A 17,156-nucleotide genomic window follows, 5' to 3' on the forward strand; every position below is an offset into this window, starting at 1 on the left:
TCACCTCGCCGATGCGCCTCCGTGGGTGGCGAGCACGCGGCGGACTTCATCCACCAGCGCGTCCGGCAGGCAGGGCTTGGTGACGAAGGAGTCGCAGCCCGCGCCCTTGGCTTCGTCGGACTGCCCCGTCATCGCATGGCCGGTGAGTGCCACCACTGGGATGGCGCGCGTGCGGTCGTCGCCCTTCAGCCGCCGTGTCGCCTCCCAGCCGTCCATGATGGGCAGCGACAGGTCCATGAGGATGATGTCGGGCCGCAGCTCGAAGGCCTTGTCCAGCGCCTCCTGGCCGTTCTTCGCCTCGGCGACGCGAAAGCCCGAGAACTCCAGGTACTCGGCGTACATCTCCCGGGCATCTTGATAGTCGTCTACGACGAGCACGAGGGGCTTCGGGGTCTCAGATGGGTTCGTCATGCGCGCCTCGCGCGTCGGGGGAAGTGCAGGGTGAATGTCGAACCCTCGCCCTGGGTGCTCTGGAGGGTGACGCGTCCCCCCAGCATGGCCGCCAGGCGCCGGCAGATGGAGAGCCCCAGCCCGGTGCCTCCATAGGCCCGGGTCGGAGAACTGTCCACCTGCTGGAAGTCCTCGAAGATTTTTTCCTGGTTCGCTGGGTCGATGCCAATGCCCGTGTCCGTCACGGAGATGGTGAGCGTGGACGTAGCAGCCACGTACTCCGCCTGCACCTGCACTGAACCTTCGTGCGTGAACTTCAACGCATTCGACAGGAGGTTGAGGACGATTTGTTTCACCTTCTGCCGGTCACTGTACACAGCCGGCACGCGCGGGCCGAGGTGGGCGCTCACCGTCAGCTTGCTGCGCGCGATGATGGGGTCCATCTCCGCCATCACCTCCTGGAGCAGCTCCGGGATGCCGAAGTCCGACAGGTTCAAGGGCATGCGGCCCGCTTCGATGCGGGTGATGTCCAGAATCTCGTTGATGACCTCCAGCAGGTGTCTGCCGTTGGAGTCGATGCGCGTGAGGTTCCGTTTCTGCGCCGGGTTCAGTTCGCCGGACACGCCCTGCAGCAGCATGTTCGTGTAGCCGAGGATGGCGTTGAGCGGCGTGCGGAACTCGTGGGACATGTTGGCCAGGAACTGGGACTTGGCCGCGCTGGCCTGCTCCACCTGGATGGCCTGCCGGCGCAGCATCTCGTTCTGTTCGGCCAGCTCCGCGGTGGCGGCCTGCACGCGCGCCTCCAGGTGGACGGAGCCTTCCTTCACCCGCTCCAACAGCCGCGCCTTCTCCAGCGCCTCGCTGCGGTCGTGGAAGAGGGTGACGATGCCCGTCAGCTCACCGGAGTCGCCCAGGACCTTGCTGGCCACGGCCTCCATGGGGAGCGTGGCGCCCGTGGCCGGGTCCAACAGCCCGAGCTGCCCGCGCCAGCGGGGCCGGCCCTCCGCGTCCAGCAGGTTGGCGAGGAACGACGAGAAGCTCGCGTTGTTGGAGCGCAGCCGCCGCAGCGCCGCCTCTCCACTGTCGGGGTGCGTGGCGAAGAGCTTCTCCGCCGGGCCGTTCATCATCACCATGCCGCCCGCCGGGTCGGACAGGATGAGGGGGTCCGGCACGGAGTCCAGCACGCGGTCCAGCCGGTGGCGCTCGCTGCGGGCCTCCCGCTCCGTGGCGCGCAGGCGCCGGTAGCTCTCCCCCAGCGCCTGGGTGGCGCGGCCCAGGTCCGTCACGTTGCGCAGCACACTCACCAGGGCCTCGCGGCCATCCGGCTCGAGCACGGGCGTGCTGACGACCTCGAAGAGCAGGTCGATTCCCTCCACCGGGTCCACCAGCGGGACTTCCCGGCGGCGTACGGTGGATGTGTCACCGCTGGCGAAGCTGGCCAGCGCGGAGGAGAACACCTGCCGGTTGAGCTCCGTCGCCCGGCGGCGGCCTTCGCTCGCATCCGGCCCCGCCACCAGCAGCACCTCCGCGCGGGCGTTGGCGATGTGGGGCCGCCCCTCCAGGTCCGTCAGCAGCACGGGGTCCGCCACGGTGTCGATGATGCGACGGAGCAGCTCGCCGCCCGCCACCTCGCGGCGCTCCGTGGGCAGCATGGCGGCCAGCCGGGGGCCGACGTGCGCGCTCACCCAGGCGGCGTCCGGCGTCAGCGTGGGGCCGTCCGCGGACAGCAGCAGCAGGCCCGCAGCGGGCGCTCCGGGACGGCCCAGGGGCACCGCGATGCACCCCACGGCCGGAAGTGGGGCCCAGGGGGTGGCGAAGAAGCGAGGTGCCCCCTGCGTCAGGGTCTCCGCCAGGGGATGGGAGGCCTCACCGGGCTGGAACGCCAGGGCGTCGCGCTGGGCCTCGGAGAGGTTGCGGGCCGCGAGGCAGACCCACCCTCCCGTGCCGCTGTCGCGCGCGAGGCAGGCGGCGACGTCCGACGGCCGCTCGCGGGTGAGCCACGCCACCACGTGCCGCGCGCACAGACGTGGCTCGTCGCAGGCGAGCAGTTGCTCGGCCAGGGCGAGCCGTGCTTCGACGTCTGGCTCGGGCGTTGGGGTGGGCAGTGCGGCGGGGGGGGCCACTGCGTCAGGCTCCGCGGGAATGAGGGGTGGGCGTTCGCACCTCCACGAACTTCACCACGATGGTGCGTGTGGACGCGGGTGGCCAGTCCTGGAGCGCCTGCTCGTGGACGTTCGTGTCCCAGCGCAGACCCCGGCCCAGCACCCGGTCCAGGACGTCGACGAGGCTGGCGCTTCCAGCCAATCTTTCCACGGGCATCGTCGAAGCTCCTCGGCTCCTGGGGCCGGGTTTTTGTAACGCGCGTCGGCGAGCCGCCCCAGAACAGGCTTGCCCGCACCGTGATTTGCGAACACGAGAGGGCCGGCAGTGTTCGCTCGTGTACATCTGCAACGTCTCGAAGCTGGGTAGGCAGCCAGCCATGAGGTCCGCTCCCGTGGCTTATCGCTCCGGGGCGCCGTTCCTAGCCTTGGGCCATGGACGACGAGCAGCGGGCGCACAGGTCGCTTTGGACGGTGACGGCCCCCCCGCGCGACTTCCCGGCGCTGCCGGGTGACGTGACGGTGGACGTGGCCATCATCGGCGGGGGGATGGCCGGGCTGACCACGGCGTGGCTCCTGAAGCGCGCTGGCAAGCGCGTGGCGGTGCTGGACATGCACCGCATCCTGTCGGGGCAGACGGGCCAGACGACCGCGCACCTCACCGAGGTGCTCGACACGCCCTACGCCACGCTGCGGCGCGACTTCGGTGAGAAGGGGGCCCAGCTCGCGGCGTCCTCCAGCCGCGCGGCCATCGAGCAGATTGCCGCGCTGGTCGACGAGCTCGGCATCGACTGTGACTTCCAGCGCGTGCCCATGTACCGCTACGCGGAGACGGAGCGCGAACTGGCCGACCTGCACCACGAAGTCACCGCCGCGCGCGAGGCCGGCTTGCTGGCCACCTTCACCCACGACGTGCCCTTGCCGTATCCCGTGAAGGGCGCCCTGCGGGTGGAGGACCAGGCGCTCTTCCATCCTCGCAAGTACCTGCTGGCGCTGGCGGACCGGATTCCCGGCGATGGCAGCCACCTCTTCGAGAACACGCGGGTGACGGAGGTCCACGACGGCGCGCCCTGCCGCGTAGTCACCGACCGGGGCACCGTCACCGCCGCGGCCGTGGTGGAGGCCACCACCACGCCGCTCAACCGCGTGGCCATGCACACCAAGCTCTACCCCTACCGCACCTACGCGGTGGCGGGGCCGCTCAACGGGCCGCTGGAGCCGGGCCAGTACTACGACAGCCAGGAGCCCTATCACTACATCCGCACGCAGCAGGTGAACGGGCGCACCTACGTCATCGTGGGCGGCGAGGACCACAAGGTCGGCACCGACGAGGACACTGCCCGGCGCTACGCCGCGCTGGAGGCCTACACGCTGCGGCGCTTCCCGGTGACGGACATCACCCACCGCTGGTCCGGCCAGGTCATCGAGCCCGCGGACGGGCTGGCGTACATCGGCCGCAACACGGCCAGCCGCCACGTGTACGTGGCCACCGGCTTCTCCGGCACGGGCATGACGTTCGGCACGCTGGCGGGGATGATTCTCTCCGACGCCATCCTCGACAGGCAGAACCCCTTCGCCGCGCTCTACTCGGCGACGCGGGTGAAGCCTCAGGCGGGCGCGAAGGACTTTCTCCAGGAGAACGCGGAGGTCGCCTTCCACTTCGTCGCGGACCGCCTGTCACGGCCGGACGGGCACCGGCTGGCGGACGTGGCGCCCGGTGAGGGCAAGGTCCTGGAGGTCGCGGGACAGAAGGTCGCGGTGTACCGCGCGGAGAACGGCACCACGCACGCGGTGTCCCCGGTGTGCACGCACCTGGGCTGCCACGTGCACTGGAACGGCGCGGAGCGCTCCTGGGACTGTCCCTGTCACGGGGGGCGCTTCAGTCCCACCGGCAAGGTGCTCAACGGCCCCGCCGTGAAGGACCTGCCGGCGAAGAAGCTGCTGACCTGAGCACGTCTTCACACCTCAACACGACACACATCATCCACACGGGAGAGGGCGCGCATGGACGCTATCGAACTGTTGACGCAGCAGCACGACGAGGTGAAGAAGCTGTTCAAGAAATACGAGAAGCTCTCGGAGGGAGCGGAGGCGAAACGCCAGGAACTCTTCGAGATGATTTCCGACCGCTTGAGCGCGCACGCCTCCATCGAGGAGCAGTACTTCTATCCCGCGGCCAAGGCCCAGGACACGGAAGACCTGCTGCGCGAGGCCGCCGAGGAACACCTGTCCGCCAAGCGCCTCATCGCCGACCTGCTGGACCTGGAGCCGGCGGACGAGGAGTTCGACGCGAAGATGCAGGTGCTCCAGGAACAGATTGAGCACCACGTCGAAGAGGAAGAGGGCGAGCTCTTCAAGAAGGTCCGCAAGCACATGTCCAAGGAGCAGCTCGTGGACCTGGGCGTCCAGATGCAGCAGGAGTTCGAGGAGCTCATGGAGGGCGAGCCTCGCACCCAGGTTCCCGCCGAGACGGAGCACGCCGCGCCGATTTGAGCGGCGGCGGCTTGCCGCAAGAATCGGGTTGCGTGAAGGGGGCTGGGCGGCGGCATCATGGCTGCCGCCCATGCCGCGTCCTCCTCCCGACGTCATTCGATACCCCAGTTACTACACGCCCTCGGTCCGCCGTGCCCTGTCGCGCGCGGACCCGACGCTGGGCGCATTGATGAAGCAGGTCGGTCCCTTCCGCCTCCAGGTGCGTCCGCTGCACAGCCCGTTCGGCGCGCTGGCGGAGTCCATCGTCTACCAGCAGCTCCACGGCAAGGCGGCCGCTACCATCTTCGGTCGCGTGTGCGAGCGCGTGGGCTCGGGACGGAAGTTCACGCCCCAGGCGCTGCTCGCGGTTCCGGACACGTCGCTGCGCGAAGCGGGCCTGTCCGCCAACAAGCTGGCCGCGCTCCAGGACCTGGCGCGCAAGACACTGGACGGCACCGTGCCGCCGCTGGCCAAGGTGCGGCGCATGGATGACGCCGAGCTCATCGAGCACTTCACCCAGGTGCGCGGTATTGGCCAGTGGACGGTGGAGATGCTGCTCATGTTCCAACTCGAGCGGCCCGACGTGCTGCCCGTGGATGACTACGGCGTGCGCAAGGGCTTCATGAAAGCCTATGGCCTGCCGGAGATGCCCAAGCCCAAGGCGCTGCTCGCTTACGGCGAGCGCTGGAGGCCCTGGCGCTCGGTGGCCAGCTGGTACATGTGGCGCTCGGCGGAGCTCCCCGACGCGCCGCCCGTGGAGGGCTGACAGCGTTCCTGGGCTGTGGCCTCAGGCGGTGTTGAGCGCGGTGCTCGGGGCATGCCGCTGGCGCCGCATGGGCACCAGCAGCACCAGGAAGGCCACGGACAGGACGATGCCCAGCAGGAAGACGGGCGCGTAGCCCAGGTTGAGCCCGTGTTTCGGGTCCGCGAGCCAGCCCGCGAGCGGGCCCGCGGGCGCCTTGCCCCAGACCTCCAGGCTGGCGAGCAGCGTGTAGTGCGTGGCGCCGATGCGGCGGTCCACGCGCGACATCATGAAGGCGAACATCACCGTGGTGAGGGCGCCGCCGAAGAACTCCTCGGCCATGGTGACGCCGATGACGCCCGCGTCGGTGACGCCTCCCGTGGCCAGCAGCCACCGCCCCACCAGGGGAATCACCCGCAGGGACGCGGTGAGCCCCACGGCGCCCAGCAGCGGCATGCGAGAGGCCAGCAGTCCTCCGGCCAGTGAGCCGGCAATGGACGCGCCCGTGCCCCACGTGCCCACCCACAGGCCAATCTGCGCGGCGGTGAAGCCCGCGTCGACGAGGAACGGCTTGAAGAGCACGTCGGACATGCTCTCGCCCAGCTTGTACGTGGTGATGAAGAGCAGCAGCCAGCCCGCGCCCGGCAGCAGGAGCGCCTTCTTGAGCCGCTGGAACAGCTCGCGCCAATCCGGCTCCTGCCGGGCGGTGGGCGTGGACGGCGTGGCATGCGCCTCGGGGGGAGACTCCCGGACGAAGAGCATCACCGTGAAGACGGCCAGACACAGCAGCGCCATGGCGACGAAGAGGCCGGACCAGCCGATGCGCGCGCTGGCCCACACCAGGAGCCCGCCGCCCGTCAGCATTCCCAGCTTGTAGCCCACCACCTGCGCGGTGTTGCCCAGGCCCAGCTCACTGGGGCGCAGGGTGTCCACGGCGAAGCCATCCACCGCGATGTCCTGCGTGGCGGCGAACAGGTTCATCAGGAAGACGAGCGCCAGCAGGGCGGGGAGCGCGTCCCGTGAAGCCGCGACCGCCGCCGCGGCGCAGCTGGCCGCGAGCCCCGCCTGCATCGGCAGAATCCACGACTTGCGCCGGCCGATGCGCGCCGAGCCATACCGGTCCACCAGGGGCGCCCAGAGCGCCTTGAGGGCCCAGGGCAACCACAGCGCGCCGAGCAGTCCAATGGTGGTCAGCGAGACGCCCTGCGAGCGCAGGTACACCGGCAGGGCGGTGGCCTGGAAGCCGAAGGGCAGGCCCTGCACGAAGTAGAGCATGCACAGCAGGGCGAGCCGGGACGACGGGAGTCTCATTGATACCCAGCATAGAGCCACCATGTCGGGAACGAGGAAGTGTCCGCTCGCCAGTCTGGATGTGGAGCCCTGTCCACGGCAGTGCAGAGGAGCCCTCCGTCTCATGGACGGGGAGGGGGCGGTCTCTAGGCTCATCCTCCCCACGGCCGGAACCCGGCCTCATTTTGCGCCGGACGGCGGAGGCTGCCGAGGCGCGTGGAGCATGTGACCATGCAGGAGCAGCAAGCAGGATTCGAAGCCTTGAAGCGTGGTGAGTCCGCGCCGTCTCCGTCATTGCGCGTGCTGGATGTGATGGCCCTTACAGTGGGCATCGTCCTGGGGGCAGGCATCTTCAAGGCGCCCTCGCTGGTGGCCGCGCAGTCCGCCAGTGGTGAGGCCATGCTGCTCACGTGGCTGCTGGGCGGTGTCGCGTCGCTGGTGGGGGCGCTGTGTTACGCGGAGCTGGCCAGCGCCTGGCCTCACCCGGGCGGGGACTACCACTACCTGTACCGCGCCCTGGGCAAGGGGCCCGCCTTCCTCTTCGCGTGGGCGCGGCTGACCGTCATCCCCACCGGCTCCATCGCACTGCTGGCCTTCGTCTTCGGGGACTACGCCACGCAGCTCTTCCCCCTGGGACCGTATTCGTCGCCCGTCTACGCGGCCACGCTGGTGGTGGGGCTGACGGCGGTGAATATCGCCGGACTTCGGCAGGGGACCCGTACGCAGAACCTGCTCACGGCCCTGGAGGTTCTGGGAGTGGGGGCTGTCGTCATCGTGGGGCTGCTGTTCACGCCCGCTCTGGTGCCCGCGGAGGTGGCGCCGACACCGGCCGCGTCGTCGGGGACCGCCTGGGGCCTGGCCATGGTGTTCGTGCTGCTGACGTACGGCGGCTGGAACGAGGTGGCGTACCTGTCCTCGGAGGTGCGGGGTTCGCGGCGCGCCATTGCGTGGTCTCTGCTGGCGAGCATCGGGCTGGTGACGGCGCTGTATCTGCTGGTCAACGTGGCGTACCTGCGCGGCCTGGGGCTCGAAGGCATGGCGCGTTCGGAGGCGGTGGCCGCGGACCTGATGCAGCGCGCGGTGGGCAGCGGGGGCGCGCTGGTGCTGAGCGTCATCATCGCCATCTCCGCGCTGACGTCCGCCAACGCCACGGTGCTGACGGGGGCCCGGACCCACTATGCCTTCGGGCGGGACAGCGTGCTGTTCAATGGGCTGGGGCAGTGGCGCGCGAAGTCCAATGGCCCGTCCCGCGCGCTGCTGGTGCAGGGGGCCATCTCCCTGGCGTTGGTGGGGCTGGGGACGCTGACGCGTCAGGGCTTCGAGACGATGGTGGAGTACACCGCGCCCGTCTTCTGGCTCTTCTTCCTGCTGACGGGCGTGTCGCTGATGGTGCTGCGCGTGCGCGAGCCGGATGCGCCACGGCCGTTCCGCGTGCCGCTGTATCCGCTCACGCCGCTGCTCTTCATCGGCATCTGCGCCTACGTCCTCTATTCCAGCCTGGCCTTCACCGGGCTGGGCGCGCTCGCGGGGCTGGCCGTGCTGGCCACGGGCGGCGTGCTGCTCGCCGTGGAGACGGCGCGGACCCGCAGGGGCTCGCAGGGTGCCTCCCCCAAGGCCTCTTCTTCTCCCAGATTGCAACGAACGAAGGAGGCGACATGAAGCGAAGGATGATGGTTCTCGCGTCCATGGTGGGGATGGCCGCGAACGCCGCGAGTGTCTCGACGGCGCAGCAGACGGTGACGGTGCAGGTTCGCGGCCCATCAGGCGGCGCGATTCAGGCACCCGACGTTCCCTTCGTCCCCACGCCGGAAGGTGCCGTGGATGGGATGCTGGCATTGGCTGGCGTGAAGCCCGGGGACACTGTCTATGATTTGGGCAGCGGAGACGGCCGCATCGTCATCTCCGCTGTCCAGAAGCACGGGGCGAAGCACGCCGTGGGCGTGGACATCAACCCGGAGCGCATCGCCGAGGCCAACCAGAACGCGAGCCAGGCGGGCGTGAAGAACAAGGTGGAGTTCCGCCAGGGAGACCTCTTCGACGCGGACATCAGTGACGCGTCGGTGGTGACGCTCTACCTGCTGCCCTCCGTCAACGAGCGGCTCAAGTCCAAGCTGCTCTCGGAGCTGAAGCCAGGCACGCGCATCGTGTCGCACAGCTTCGACATGGGGGACTGGGCGCCGACCAAGACGGTGCAGAGCGAGGGACGGACGCTCTATCTGTGGGTCGTCCCCGAGCGCGGCACGGGCGGCGCGCCCCGCTGAGCACGGCTCGAGGCGCCCTGGCCCGGCACCCTCGCGTGGAGGGGCCGGGCCACATCACGTCAGGGCGCCGGAGGCGGCTGACCCGGCGTGCGCGAGTAGTGGAGCACCATGGCCTCCAACCGCGACAAGGCCTTCTCCAGCGTCTCCATGGAGGGGCCAAAGGACAGGCGCACGTAGCCGCGGAAGCGCGAGGGACGCGCGCGGCGCTTGCCGGGATTCACGTCGAAGAACTCACCCGGCACGGCGATGATTTTCTGGTCCAGCGCGGCGCGGAAGAAGCCCATGCCGTCGTTGAGCGGCGGCGGCAGTCCAGACACGTTGCCCCAGACATAGAAGGTGCCGTCCGGCGCGCGGTCCGTGCGGATGCCGATGCGCTCCAGCCGGGAGTGGAAGCGGTCCCGCTTCTCCCGGAAGGCGTTGTGGATGGCCATCGTCTCCGCCACCACGGGTTCCTCCTGGAGGAGTTGAATCGCCGCGCGCTGGAGCGGCCGGCTGCCACCGCCATCCAGGAAGCTGCCCGCGCTGGAGACGGCCTCGATGACCTGACGCGGCCCCACCGTCCACGTCATGCGCCAGCCCGGGTAGCGCCAGTTCTTCGTGAAGCCGTCGAACAAGACCACCGGGTCCTTGTTCACGTCCTCCACGTAGCGGGCGGCGCTCTCCACCGGCAGGTGCCCGGGGCGGCCCGTCCAGATGTAGTGTGAATAGAACTCGTCGACGAGCAACGAGCACTCGTGCTCGCGGGCCACGCTCACCCAGCGCGCCATCTCCTCGCCGTGCACCAGCTTGCCGGTGGGGTTGCAGGGGTTGGAGAAGAGCAGCGCCGACAGGCCGCGGCCCTGCACCTCGCGCCGCAAGTCCTCCGCGGTGAAGGCATAGCCGCGCTCACCCTCCAGGAGGATGGGGATGGCGGTGAACGCCTTGAAGACGTCCAGCAGCTCCTCGTAGGCCGTGTAGTCCGGCAGGAAGTGGCCCAGGTTGACGGCGCCCAGGCTGGCCGCGGCGCGGGTGAGCGCCGCGCGGCCACCGCCGGACAGGCTCACGTTCTCCGCGCTGTACTGGCTGGGCATGCCCCGGCGGTAGAGCCGGTTGTAGAGGCTGGCGATGGACTCGCGCACCTCCCAGAGACCGGCGACGGGGGCGTACTCCATGTCGGCCACGTCGATGGTGACCTGGTTCAGCCGGGGCGGCGCGCCGGGGAGGTCTCCCGTCTCCGGCTGGCCCTGGCCCAGGTTGCACCACTCCGGGTCGCTGGAGCGGTAGCCGCGGCGGGAGGCCTCGGCGGTGACGAAGATGACGCCGGTGCGGGGCACGGCGCGGAATGCCGGAAGGGGAACGTCGTCGCTCACGGCGTCACACCCTAGCGGAAGTCCGCGCCGTGCGCGCTGCCTCCGCGCGCCCGCTCAGCGGACGATGGGCACCGTCACCGGCTCCAGGTCGTCGACCGTCACCTCGGCCTTGCCCAGGCGCCACAGGACGGGCTGGAAGCGGGCTTCCACGCGCCGCCCGTCCGCCGTCTCCAGCACCGCGGTGCCTTCCTTCGGCAGGTATTCGCCCACCTCGTAGTGCAGCCCCGTCAGCGTGAGGCGGTCGGTGCCATGAGGGCCCGTCAGCTCGCCCGGACCATCCAGCACCAGCGACGTGCCTCCAATCACGGGCATGCCGGCTCGCATGCCCACACGGCCATCGACGCGGAACGTGTGGCCCTGCCGTCCAGGGACGCCGCCTTGCACGTCCGCCCACAGGCGCGTCTCGTCGCCGCAGGTGCCGTAGCCCACCTCCGCCTGGAGCGGGTGTCCGTCCACCGTCAGTCCGCGCAGGTCCGCCTCCACCTCCATGAGGTCCTCGCCGCCGCGGTAGAGGAACGCGGCCTGGCCGGCGAAGCGCAGGCCGTGCACGTCACAGCCGCCTTCATCGAAGGTGAGCACCACGCGGTCCGTTACGCTGTCATGGGGCTCCACCGCGGCGCGGGCGCAGGCCCACCGCTTGCGCACGTCATGCGCGGCGGTGCTGAGGAAGGCGCGCCGAGGCTCACCGCAGGTGTACACGGGCAGCACGCCCAGGGCTTCCAGCGCGCCGCGCACCTGATGCGAGGCCGCCACCACGCGCTCCACGCGCTGACGGGCGGCGTCCACTTCTTCCTGCGTGGGGGCGCCGCCGCCACAGGCAGTGACGAGGAAGGTGAGGGCAAGACAGGTGATGCGTCGCATGGGCGCTTCTCCAGGGGTTGCACGGCACCGCGGCTTCGCGGTGAGTCATACCCCGTGGAGAGCAACCCTCATGCCCAGCGCAACCTCGCGAGAACACGAGGCGCGGCCGGGACAGGGCCCGGGATGTGCGTGCAGCGTGGTGCACAGCCCCGGCGGGCCCGTCCGGGTAAGGCGGTTCAGCCTTCGAGCGAAGCGCGCAGGAACCACGCATGCTTCTCGAACTCGGTGATGATGTCCGTGGTGAGGCCCTCGGAGTCCGAGTCCCCGTTCTCGATGAAGAGCGCGCGGCTCTTCCGCAGGCCATCCAGGTAGATTTCGATGCGCTCGGCCAGCAGCTTCACGTGCTCCATGTCGCGCGTCGTCTCCTGCGGATACTCCGGCAGGTGGCTCGCCTTGCCCACGTGGCGGCTGGTGCCGTAGGCCCTGCTACCCAGCGTCACCGCGCGCTCGGCGATGGAGTCGTTGTGCGTGGCCAGGCTCACCGCGAACGTCTCGAACAGCGGGTGGAGCGAGGCGAACTGCGGACCCTTGATGTTCCAGTGCGCGACCTTGATTTGCGAGTGCAGGTCGAGCCCGTCCGCGAGCCGCTCGTTGAGCGATTCAGCGATGGCGGCGCGGGTCTTCTCGGGCAGGGGGCTGGGGCTGCGGTACATGGTGTCTTCCTTTCGGCTGTGTGTTGGTCGGTGTCGGCAGGTTGGATGCGCGGCGGGCAAAAAGGGAGCGCCCCCCGGTGTTTCCACCGGAGGGCGCTTGAAACTTCGGCGATGCCTCGCGACAGAGGGGCTTAAGACTCCAGCCCCACCGCCGCCGCGTTGATGACCGACGCGATGCGAACCGCGTCGTGCACCTGGTCCTCGGAGAGACCGCCTTCAAGGACGATCTTCTCGTGGGACTGCATGCACATCTCGCAGCCGTTGATGGCGCTGACGGCGAGGCAGACCAGCTCGAAGTCCACCTTGTTCGTCAGCACCTGCGCGAGCCGGTTCATCCGCAGTCCGGCGCGCTTGGTCGAGTAGGACTCCTTCCCGATCATGTGCCGGAAGCGGTAGTACACATTGTTCATCGCCATCAACGACGCCGCCGCACGCGCGTCCTCGATGACAGGCTCGGGATTCGCGAGGGCCTTCTTCGCCTCGTTGAGCATGGCCTCCTTCAGCCGCTCATTCCGAGCGGCGAAGGCGCATGCCACGGCAACACCCCAACGCTGCTCCGCGGTGAGGCTGCCACCTTCCAGGACACCCTGGAGGTTGAGGCGGGTGTCCTTGTGGGAGTCCGCGAGTTCAGAGCGGACGACTTCGAGCGAGGCCATGGTGGATTACCCCGCCTTCGACAGCTTCTGGGTGAGGGTCTCCTCACCCTTGGTCCAGTTGCAGGGGCACAGCTCGTCCGTCTGGAGCGCGTCCAGCGTGCGAACCGTCTCGGAGACGTTGCGGCCCACGGACAGGTCGTTGACCGTCACGTGGCGGATGATGCCCTCGGGGTCCGCGATGAACGTCGCGCGGAGGGCCACGCCCTCCTCCTTGTGGAGGATGCCCAGCGCGTTGCACAGCTCGTGCTTCAGGTCCGCCAGCATCGGGAAGGGCAGGTTCTTCAGGTCCGGGTGGTGCGTGCGCCACGCGTGGTGCACGAACTCGCTGTCGGTGCTCAGGCCGAGGACCTGCGCGTCACGGTCAGCGAAGTCCTTGTTCTTCTTGCCGAACTCCGCGATCTCCGTGGGGCAGATGAAGGTGAAGTCCTTCGGCCACGCGAACAGGACCAGCCACTTGCCCTTGTAGGTCTCGTTCGTGATGTCCTGGAACTCCTTGCCCTTCTCCAGGGACACGGTGGCCTTCACCTTGAAGTTCGGGATCTTGTCGCCAACGGTCAGCATTACGGCTCCTTGGGATGGGGGCCCGGCGGTGAGCCGACCCCAGTGAATGGGTTCTGTCCTACCGCTTAGCAGTTACCGTGCCAGAACATCGAATCAATGATTCCAAGGGGTTGGATTTCACCCCTGCTGGGTCGGTGCCGCTGGGCCGGTGTCTAACGAAATCTCGGTGCGTCTCGCCACTGCAATTTCGGTGGATCGACGAGCCGGGTGGAGACTGGCCGCTCGTGGCCCTCACGAGCGGGCGGAAAATACGAGAAGCTTCAGGTGGTTGCATCCTCTGCGGCCAGGCAACGGCTCGAATGTGCGGCCGCGAACGCGTGCTCCGTTCACCTACAACGGGCGACTGAGTGTTAATGCGGTGCGTCATGTTCGAGCCCCGGGCTTGCCTCGGCGGCAGGGTGACGGAGGACGGGGTGCTCGAAGGTGAGGAGAACCTCAGCGTGGTGACGCGCGCCTCGCCGTCGGAGGGATTCCGGTGGTGGCCTCGGCGCCATTCGTCAGCAGGGCCACGCCGCCGCTGGCGACGGTGTCATCGCCCGCGACAATCGTCTGGCTGCTCCAGCCTGGCTGGGCCTGTGCGAAGTACTCCAGGTTGGGCAGCGCCCAACGGGTGATGAAGAAGTTGCGGCAATGACTCGCAGCCAGTGCATGGCGCGATGCGCTCGGGGTGCCGGTGGGAAACGGCCGAGCGGGCCTCCCCCGAATGTTCAAAAGAATCTCTTTGTATTCCGGGGGTTGCGACGGATCTTCTGGCCTGGAGCGGTTGCTTGGACGGTGGGCCACGAAATCTCGGTGCCTGCCGCACTGCAATTTCGGTGGAACGCTATTATTTCGTAGGCATGCAGGACGACTTTTCAGGCGCCATCGACGGCGCGAAGGACGCTCGGGACCTCCTTGAGCTGGCAACGGCGGAGGATTCCGTCGGAGATTTGCTGCGCCGTGGGCTCGACTGGCTGACGCGGGTGGTGCGCTTCGACCTGGCCACGGTCTTCCTCCTGAAGGAGGGCCGGCTGGTGTCGGTGGCCGCGCGAGGACCGTTGGCCAACGCGAAGGTGCGGCAGCACTCGTTGCAGTTGTCGGAGTTCCCCTCGCTGCGGCAGGCCCTGGAGACGCGGCGGGCGAAGGCCTTCACGGAAGAGGACCATGCCCACGGGGATGGAGACCCTTTCGACGGCGTGCTGGATTTGCCGCCGGGGCATTCGTGCATGGTGGTGCCGCTGTGCGCGGGTGAGCGCTGCTACGGCGTGCTCTCCTTGGACCGCGCCGAGTGTGAGACGTACCCCCAGCCGGTGGTGGACCTGGTGGAGGTGTACGGGCAGATGCTGGCCACGGCCATCCAGTCGGCCGAGCAGCGCGCCACCTTCGAGCGTCTCCACCGTCAGGACCACGAGCACGCGAAGTTGCTGGAGGCGCAGCTCGGCGGAGACTCGGAGGGCATCCTCGAGACGTCGAAGAGCCCGGTGATGCGAGACCTGGCGCGGCGGGCGCGGCAGGTGGCGGAGACGGACACGCCGGTGCTGATTACCGGTGAGACGGGCACGGGCAAGGAGCGGCTGGCCCGCGCCATCCACCGTTGGAGCGCCCGTGCGGACCAGCCCTTCGTCACGCTCAACTGCGCTGCCATTCCGGCGGGCTTGCTGGAGAGCGAGCTGTTTGGCCACGTGAAGGGCGCCTTCACCGGCGCCACGAAGGACCGGGCCGGACGCTTCCAGATGGCGCATGGCGGCACGCTGCTGCTGGATGAAGTGGGCGAGCTGCCCTTCGATCTCCAGGCGAAGCTGCTGCGGGCGCTGCAGGAGAAGACATTCGAGCCGGTGGGCAGCGACAAGACGGTGCGCGCGGACGTGCGCATCCTGGCGGCCACGCACGTGGACCTCCAGCAAGCCATTGCCCAGAAGCGCTTCCGCGAGGACCTCTACTACCGCTTGAGCGTGTTCCCCCTGCGCCTGCCGCCGCTGCGCGAGCGCCGCGAGGACCTGCCGCAGTTGTGTGCCTTCCTCCTGGAGGAACAGGCGCGCCGGACGGGACGGCGGGGCATGCGGGTGACGCCAGAGGGCCTGGTGCGGTTGGAGGCCTACGAGTGGCCGGGCAACCTGCGCGAGCTGGCCAATGCGCTGGAGCGGGCCACCATCCTCACGCGAGGGACGGAGCTGGGGCCGGAGGCCTTCGACGTGCCCACGCGCGGCGCGGCCATGGTGGCGGCCCTGCCGGAGGAGCCGGCGCCCGCGGCGGGAGGGCCGAAGCTGGCCCCCGTGCTGACGCTGGCGGCCGTGCAGCGCGAGCACATCATGCGAGTGCTCACGCTCACGCGGGGCCGCGTCTACGGCGCCAATGGGGCCGCGGCGCTGCTGGGGCTCAAGCCGTCCACGCTCCAGAGCCGGATGAAGAAGCTGGGCATCGCCCGGCTGGAGCAGTTCGTCGTCGACGAGGCGTGAGCCTTGGAGCCGCGCGCCTAGGAGACGCGCGGTGCCGAGGGCGCCACCGGGTAGGTGCCCCGCTGACCGAACGGCGGGTCGAACAGCGCCGGGTCCGACTGCCGCGAGCGGAAGAGGTCGACGATGTAGTTCATCCGCTGGTCCAGCTTGCTCCAGTCCTTCGCCCCGGAGCCCTTGAGGCTGTCCTGGCTCTTGTCGAGCTGGCCCAGCAGCGCGCGCAGTTCGGGGTTTTCGACGGAGCGCAGGTGCGGCGGGAAGAGCGTCGACTCCATGCCCGGAGGCGGCGGCAAATCATTGCCCAGCTTCAGCGCGCTTCCAGGAACGGCCAGCTTCATCATGTGCTCGGTGGCGACGCGGCGGAACACGTTCGCCACACCATCCACCACGGGGTTCAGCGCCGCGTCCACCAGGCCCGTCTTCAAGGCCGCCTTGCCCGCGAGGTTGGCGGGGAAGGGGAGCGCATTGATTTGCGCCTCGACGGTCTGCTTGAGGATGTCGCGGAAGGTGTCCTTCACCGGCGAGTTGAGCGCCTTCTCGACGTAGGGCTGGAGCTGCGTCTGCTCGTGCAGACCCACCTTGTCGTTGGCCAGGAGCATCAGCTCGGCCTTCTTGTTCGGGTCCTTCTCGAACATGGCCTGGGCGTAGTGGCCGAAGGACTCCTTCAGCAGCGGCTTGTCCGCGGGGAAGCCGCTCAGGTACTGCTCCACCTTGGCGGCGTCGTATTGGGTGTCGCCCTGGAAGGTCTCCACGAAGCGGGCGAACTCCTGGCCCACCTCCTCGAACACCAGCTTGTTGCCGTCGGCGATGGCCTTGCTGACGTTCTGGAGCGCCTGATTGCCCGCCGCGGCGATGTCAGCCAGCGGCAGCGAGGGGAGGCCCAGCTTGCGCAGCAGGTCGTCCACCTTGGACATCGGCCCCATGACGCCGTCGGCGCCCTTGAGCGCGTCCGTGAAGAACTTGGGCATGTCCTCGCCACGGATGCTCACGCCGGCTTGCTTCGAGGCCCAGGTCGCGAAGGTGGACCAGTTGGCGTTCTCCGTGCCCAGCAGCTGCCCCATGGCGTTGGACAGGTCCGAATAGCCCTGGGTAATCGCATGGTTGCGCGCCACCGGGTCCTGCATGGCGGCGATGTTCCGCACGTCCGCGGCGGTGGGATAGCTGCCCGGCGCGACGCTCGGGCCGCGCGCCAGGGCCGCGGGGGCATTCAGCGCCACGGGCTGTTGCCGGGCGGGCGGGGACTCGAACTGGGACACCCCGGACATGCCGGGCCGGGTCACCTGGGCCTTGGCCTGGGGTTTGACCTCGTTGCGAGCGGGGCGGGGCGGCTCGCGGAGCTCGGTGGGACGGGCGGGGGCGCGGGAACCGATTCTTGGGGGACTCATCTTCT

General features: G+C 69.1%; 17 protein-coding genes. 6 read left to right on the top strand and 11 right to left on the bottom strand.

Annotated features, from left to right (window positions below; all coding sequences use genetic code 11):
- The 3 genes from OZ403_RS07685 to OZ403_RS07695 are packed head-to-tail and all read right to left on the bottom strand — an operon-like array spanning position 1 to position 2,709.
- Positions 1–411 carry a response regulator gene (locus OZ403_RS07685; protein ID WP_140788644.1) on the bottom strand — a complete coding sequence of 137 codons (411 nt, stop codon included), beginning with the start codon at positions 409–411 and terminating at the stop codon, positions 1–3.
- A complete protein-coding gene (locus OZ403_RS07690) occupies positions 408–2,513 on the bottom strand; it encodes a PAS domain-containing sensor histidine kinase (RefSeq protein ID WP_174258687.1) in 2,106 nt (701 codons plus the stop codon). The genes OZ403_RS07685 and OZ403_RS07690 overlap by 4 nt, the downstream gene beginning before the upstream one ends.
- 4 nt (positions 2,514–2,517) lie before the next feature.
- Complete coding sequence (locus tag OZ403_RS07695; RefSeq protein ID WP_140788648.1) at positions 2,518–2,709, bottom strand: hypothetical protein; 192 nt, start codon at positions 2,707–2,709, stop codon at positions 2,518–2,520.
- A gap of 215 nt (positions 2,710–2,924) precedes the next feature.
- Between OZ403_RS07695 and OZ403_RS07700 the strand changes: the two genes are divergently transcribed.
- The 3 genes from OZ403_RS07700 (at position 2,925) to OZ403_RS07710 (ending at position 5,727) form a co-directional block, all read left to right on the top strand.
- Positions 2,925–4,439 carry an FAD-dependent oxidoreductase gene (locus OZ403_RS07700; RefSeq protein WP_268783809.1) on the top strand — a complete coding sequence of 505 codons (1,515 nt, stop codon included), beginning with the start codon at positions 2,925–2,927 and terminating at the stop codon, positions 4,437–4,439.
- A 54-nt stretch (positions 4,440–4,493) separates the two neighbouring features.
- The gene (locus OZ403_RS07705) at positions 4,494–4,982 is read left to right on the top strand and encodes a hemerythrin domain-containing protein (protein WP_140788653.1); all 489 of its coding nucleotides are present in this window, start codon (positions 4,494–4,496) and stop codon (positions 4,980–4,982) included.
- A gap of 70 nt (positions 4,983–5,052) precedes the next feature.
- Positions 5,053–5,727 (top strand): DNA-3-methyladenine glycosylase family protein, encoded by a 675-nt coding sequence (locus OZ403_RS07710; protein ID WP_140788655.1) that lies wholly within the window; start codon positions 5,053–5,055, stop codon positions 5,725–5,727.
- 21 nt (positions 5,728–5,748) lie between these two features.
- Here OZ403_RS07710 and OZ403_RS07715 read toward each other — a convergent pair whose 3' ends face one another.
- Entirely contained in the window at positions 5,749–7,014 is a 1,266-nt protein-coding gene (locus OZ403_RS07715; protein ID WP_140788657.1) for an MFS transporter, read from the bottom strand.
- Positions 7,015–7,254: 240 nt separating this feature from the next.
- Here OZ403_RS07715 and OZ403_RS07720 point away from each other — a divergent pair, with 240 nt between their 5' ends.
- Both OZ403_RS07720 and OZ403_RS07725 read left to right on the top strand, forming a co-directional pair.
- Positions 7,255–8,652, top strand: a complete 1,398-nt coding sequence (locus tag OZ403_RS07720; protein WP_268783810.1) for an APC family permease — start codon at positions 7,255–7,257, stop codon at positions 8,650–8,652.
- The gene (locus tag OZ403_RS07725) at positions 8,649–9,254 is read left to right on the top strand and encodes an SAM-dependent methyltransferase (RefSeq protein WP_140788661.1); all 606 of its coding nucleotides are present in this window, start codon (positions 8,649–8,651) and stop codon (positions 9,252–9,254) included. Before OZ403_RS07720 ends, OZ403_RS07725 begins: the two co-directional genes overlap by 4 nt.
- Before the next feature lie 59 nt (positions 9,255–9,313).
- Here the strand turns inward: OZ403_RS07725 and OZ403_RS07730 are convergent, their stop codons facing one another.
- From OZ403_RS07730 to OZ403_RS07755, 6 genes are all read right to left on the bottom strand, one after another.
- A complete protein-coding gene (locus OZ403_RS07730; protein WP_140788663.1) occupies positions 9,314–10,603 on the bottom strand; it encodes a pyridoxal phosphate-dependent aminotransferase in 1,290 nt (429 codons plus the stop codon).
- 54 nt (positions 10,604–10,657) lie between these two features.
- A complete protein-coding gene (locus tag OZ403_RS07735; RefSeq protein WP_237081769.1) occupies positions 10,658–11,464 on the bottom strand; it encodes a hypothetical protein in 807 nt (268 codons plus the stop codon).
- A gap of 176 nt (positions 11,465–11,640) precedes the next feature.
- The gene (gene dps / locus OZ403_RS07740) at positions 11,641–12,117 is read right to left on the bottom strand and encodes a DNA starvation/stationary phase protection protein Dps (protein ID WP_268783811.1); all 477 of its coding nucleotides are present in this window, start codon (positions 12,115–12,117) and stop codon (positions 11,641–11,643) included.
- Between the two features lie 131 nt (positions 12,118–12,248).
- The gene (locus OZ403_RS07745) at positions 12,249–12,773 is read right to left on the bottom strand and encodes a carboxymuconolactone decarboxylase family protein (RefSeq protein ID WP_140788667.1); all 525 of its coding nucleotides are present in this window, start codon (positions 12,771–12,773) and stop codon (positions 12,249–12,251) included.
- A 6-nt stretch (positions 12,774–12,779) separates the two neighbouring features.
- Positions 12,780–13,334: a peroxiredoxin gene (locus OZ403_RS07750; RefSeq protein WP_140788669.1), complete on the bottom strand. Its 555-nt coding sequence runs from the start codon at positions 13,332–13,334 to the stop codon at positions 12,780–12,782.
- Between the two features lie 435 nt (positions 13,335–13,769).
- Positions 13,770–14,045, bottom strand: a complete 276-nt coding sequence (locus tag OZ403_RS07755) for a hypothetical protein (RefSeq protein ID WP_140873701.1) — start codon at positions 14,043–14,045, stop codon at positions 13,770–13,772.
- Positions 14,046–14,173: 128 nt separating this feature from the next.
- On the opposite strand from OZ403_RS07755, the gene OZ403_RS07760 reads away from it, so the two are divergent.
- Positions 14,174–15,769, top strand: a complete 1,596-nt coding sequence (locus OZ403_RS07760) for a sigma 54-interacting transcriptional regulator (RefSeq protein ID WP_140800625.1) — start codon at positions 14,174–14,176, stop codon at positions 15,767–15,769.
- A gap of 17 nt (positions 15,770–15,786) precedes the next feature.
- Here OZ403_RS07760 and OZ403_RS07765 read toward each other — a convergent pair whose 3' ends face one another.
- Entirely contained in the window at positions 15,787–17,151 is a 1,365-nt protein-coding gene (locus OZ403_RS07765) for a hypothetical protein (protein WP_268783812.1), read from the bottom strand.
- Positions 17,152–17,156: the final 5 nt, after the last annotated feature.

The sequence above is a fragment of the Myxococcus sp. NMCA1 genome, assembly GCF_026810205.1.
In the GTDB taxonomy this organism is placed as follows: Bacteria; Myxococcota; Myxococcia; order Myxococcales; family Myxococcaceae; genus Myxococcus; species Myxococcus xanthus_A.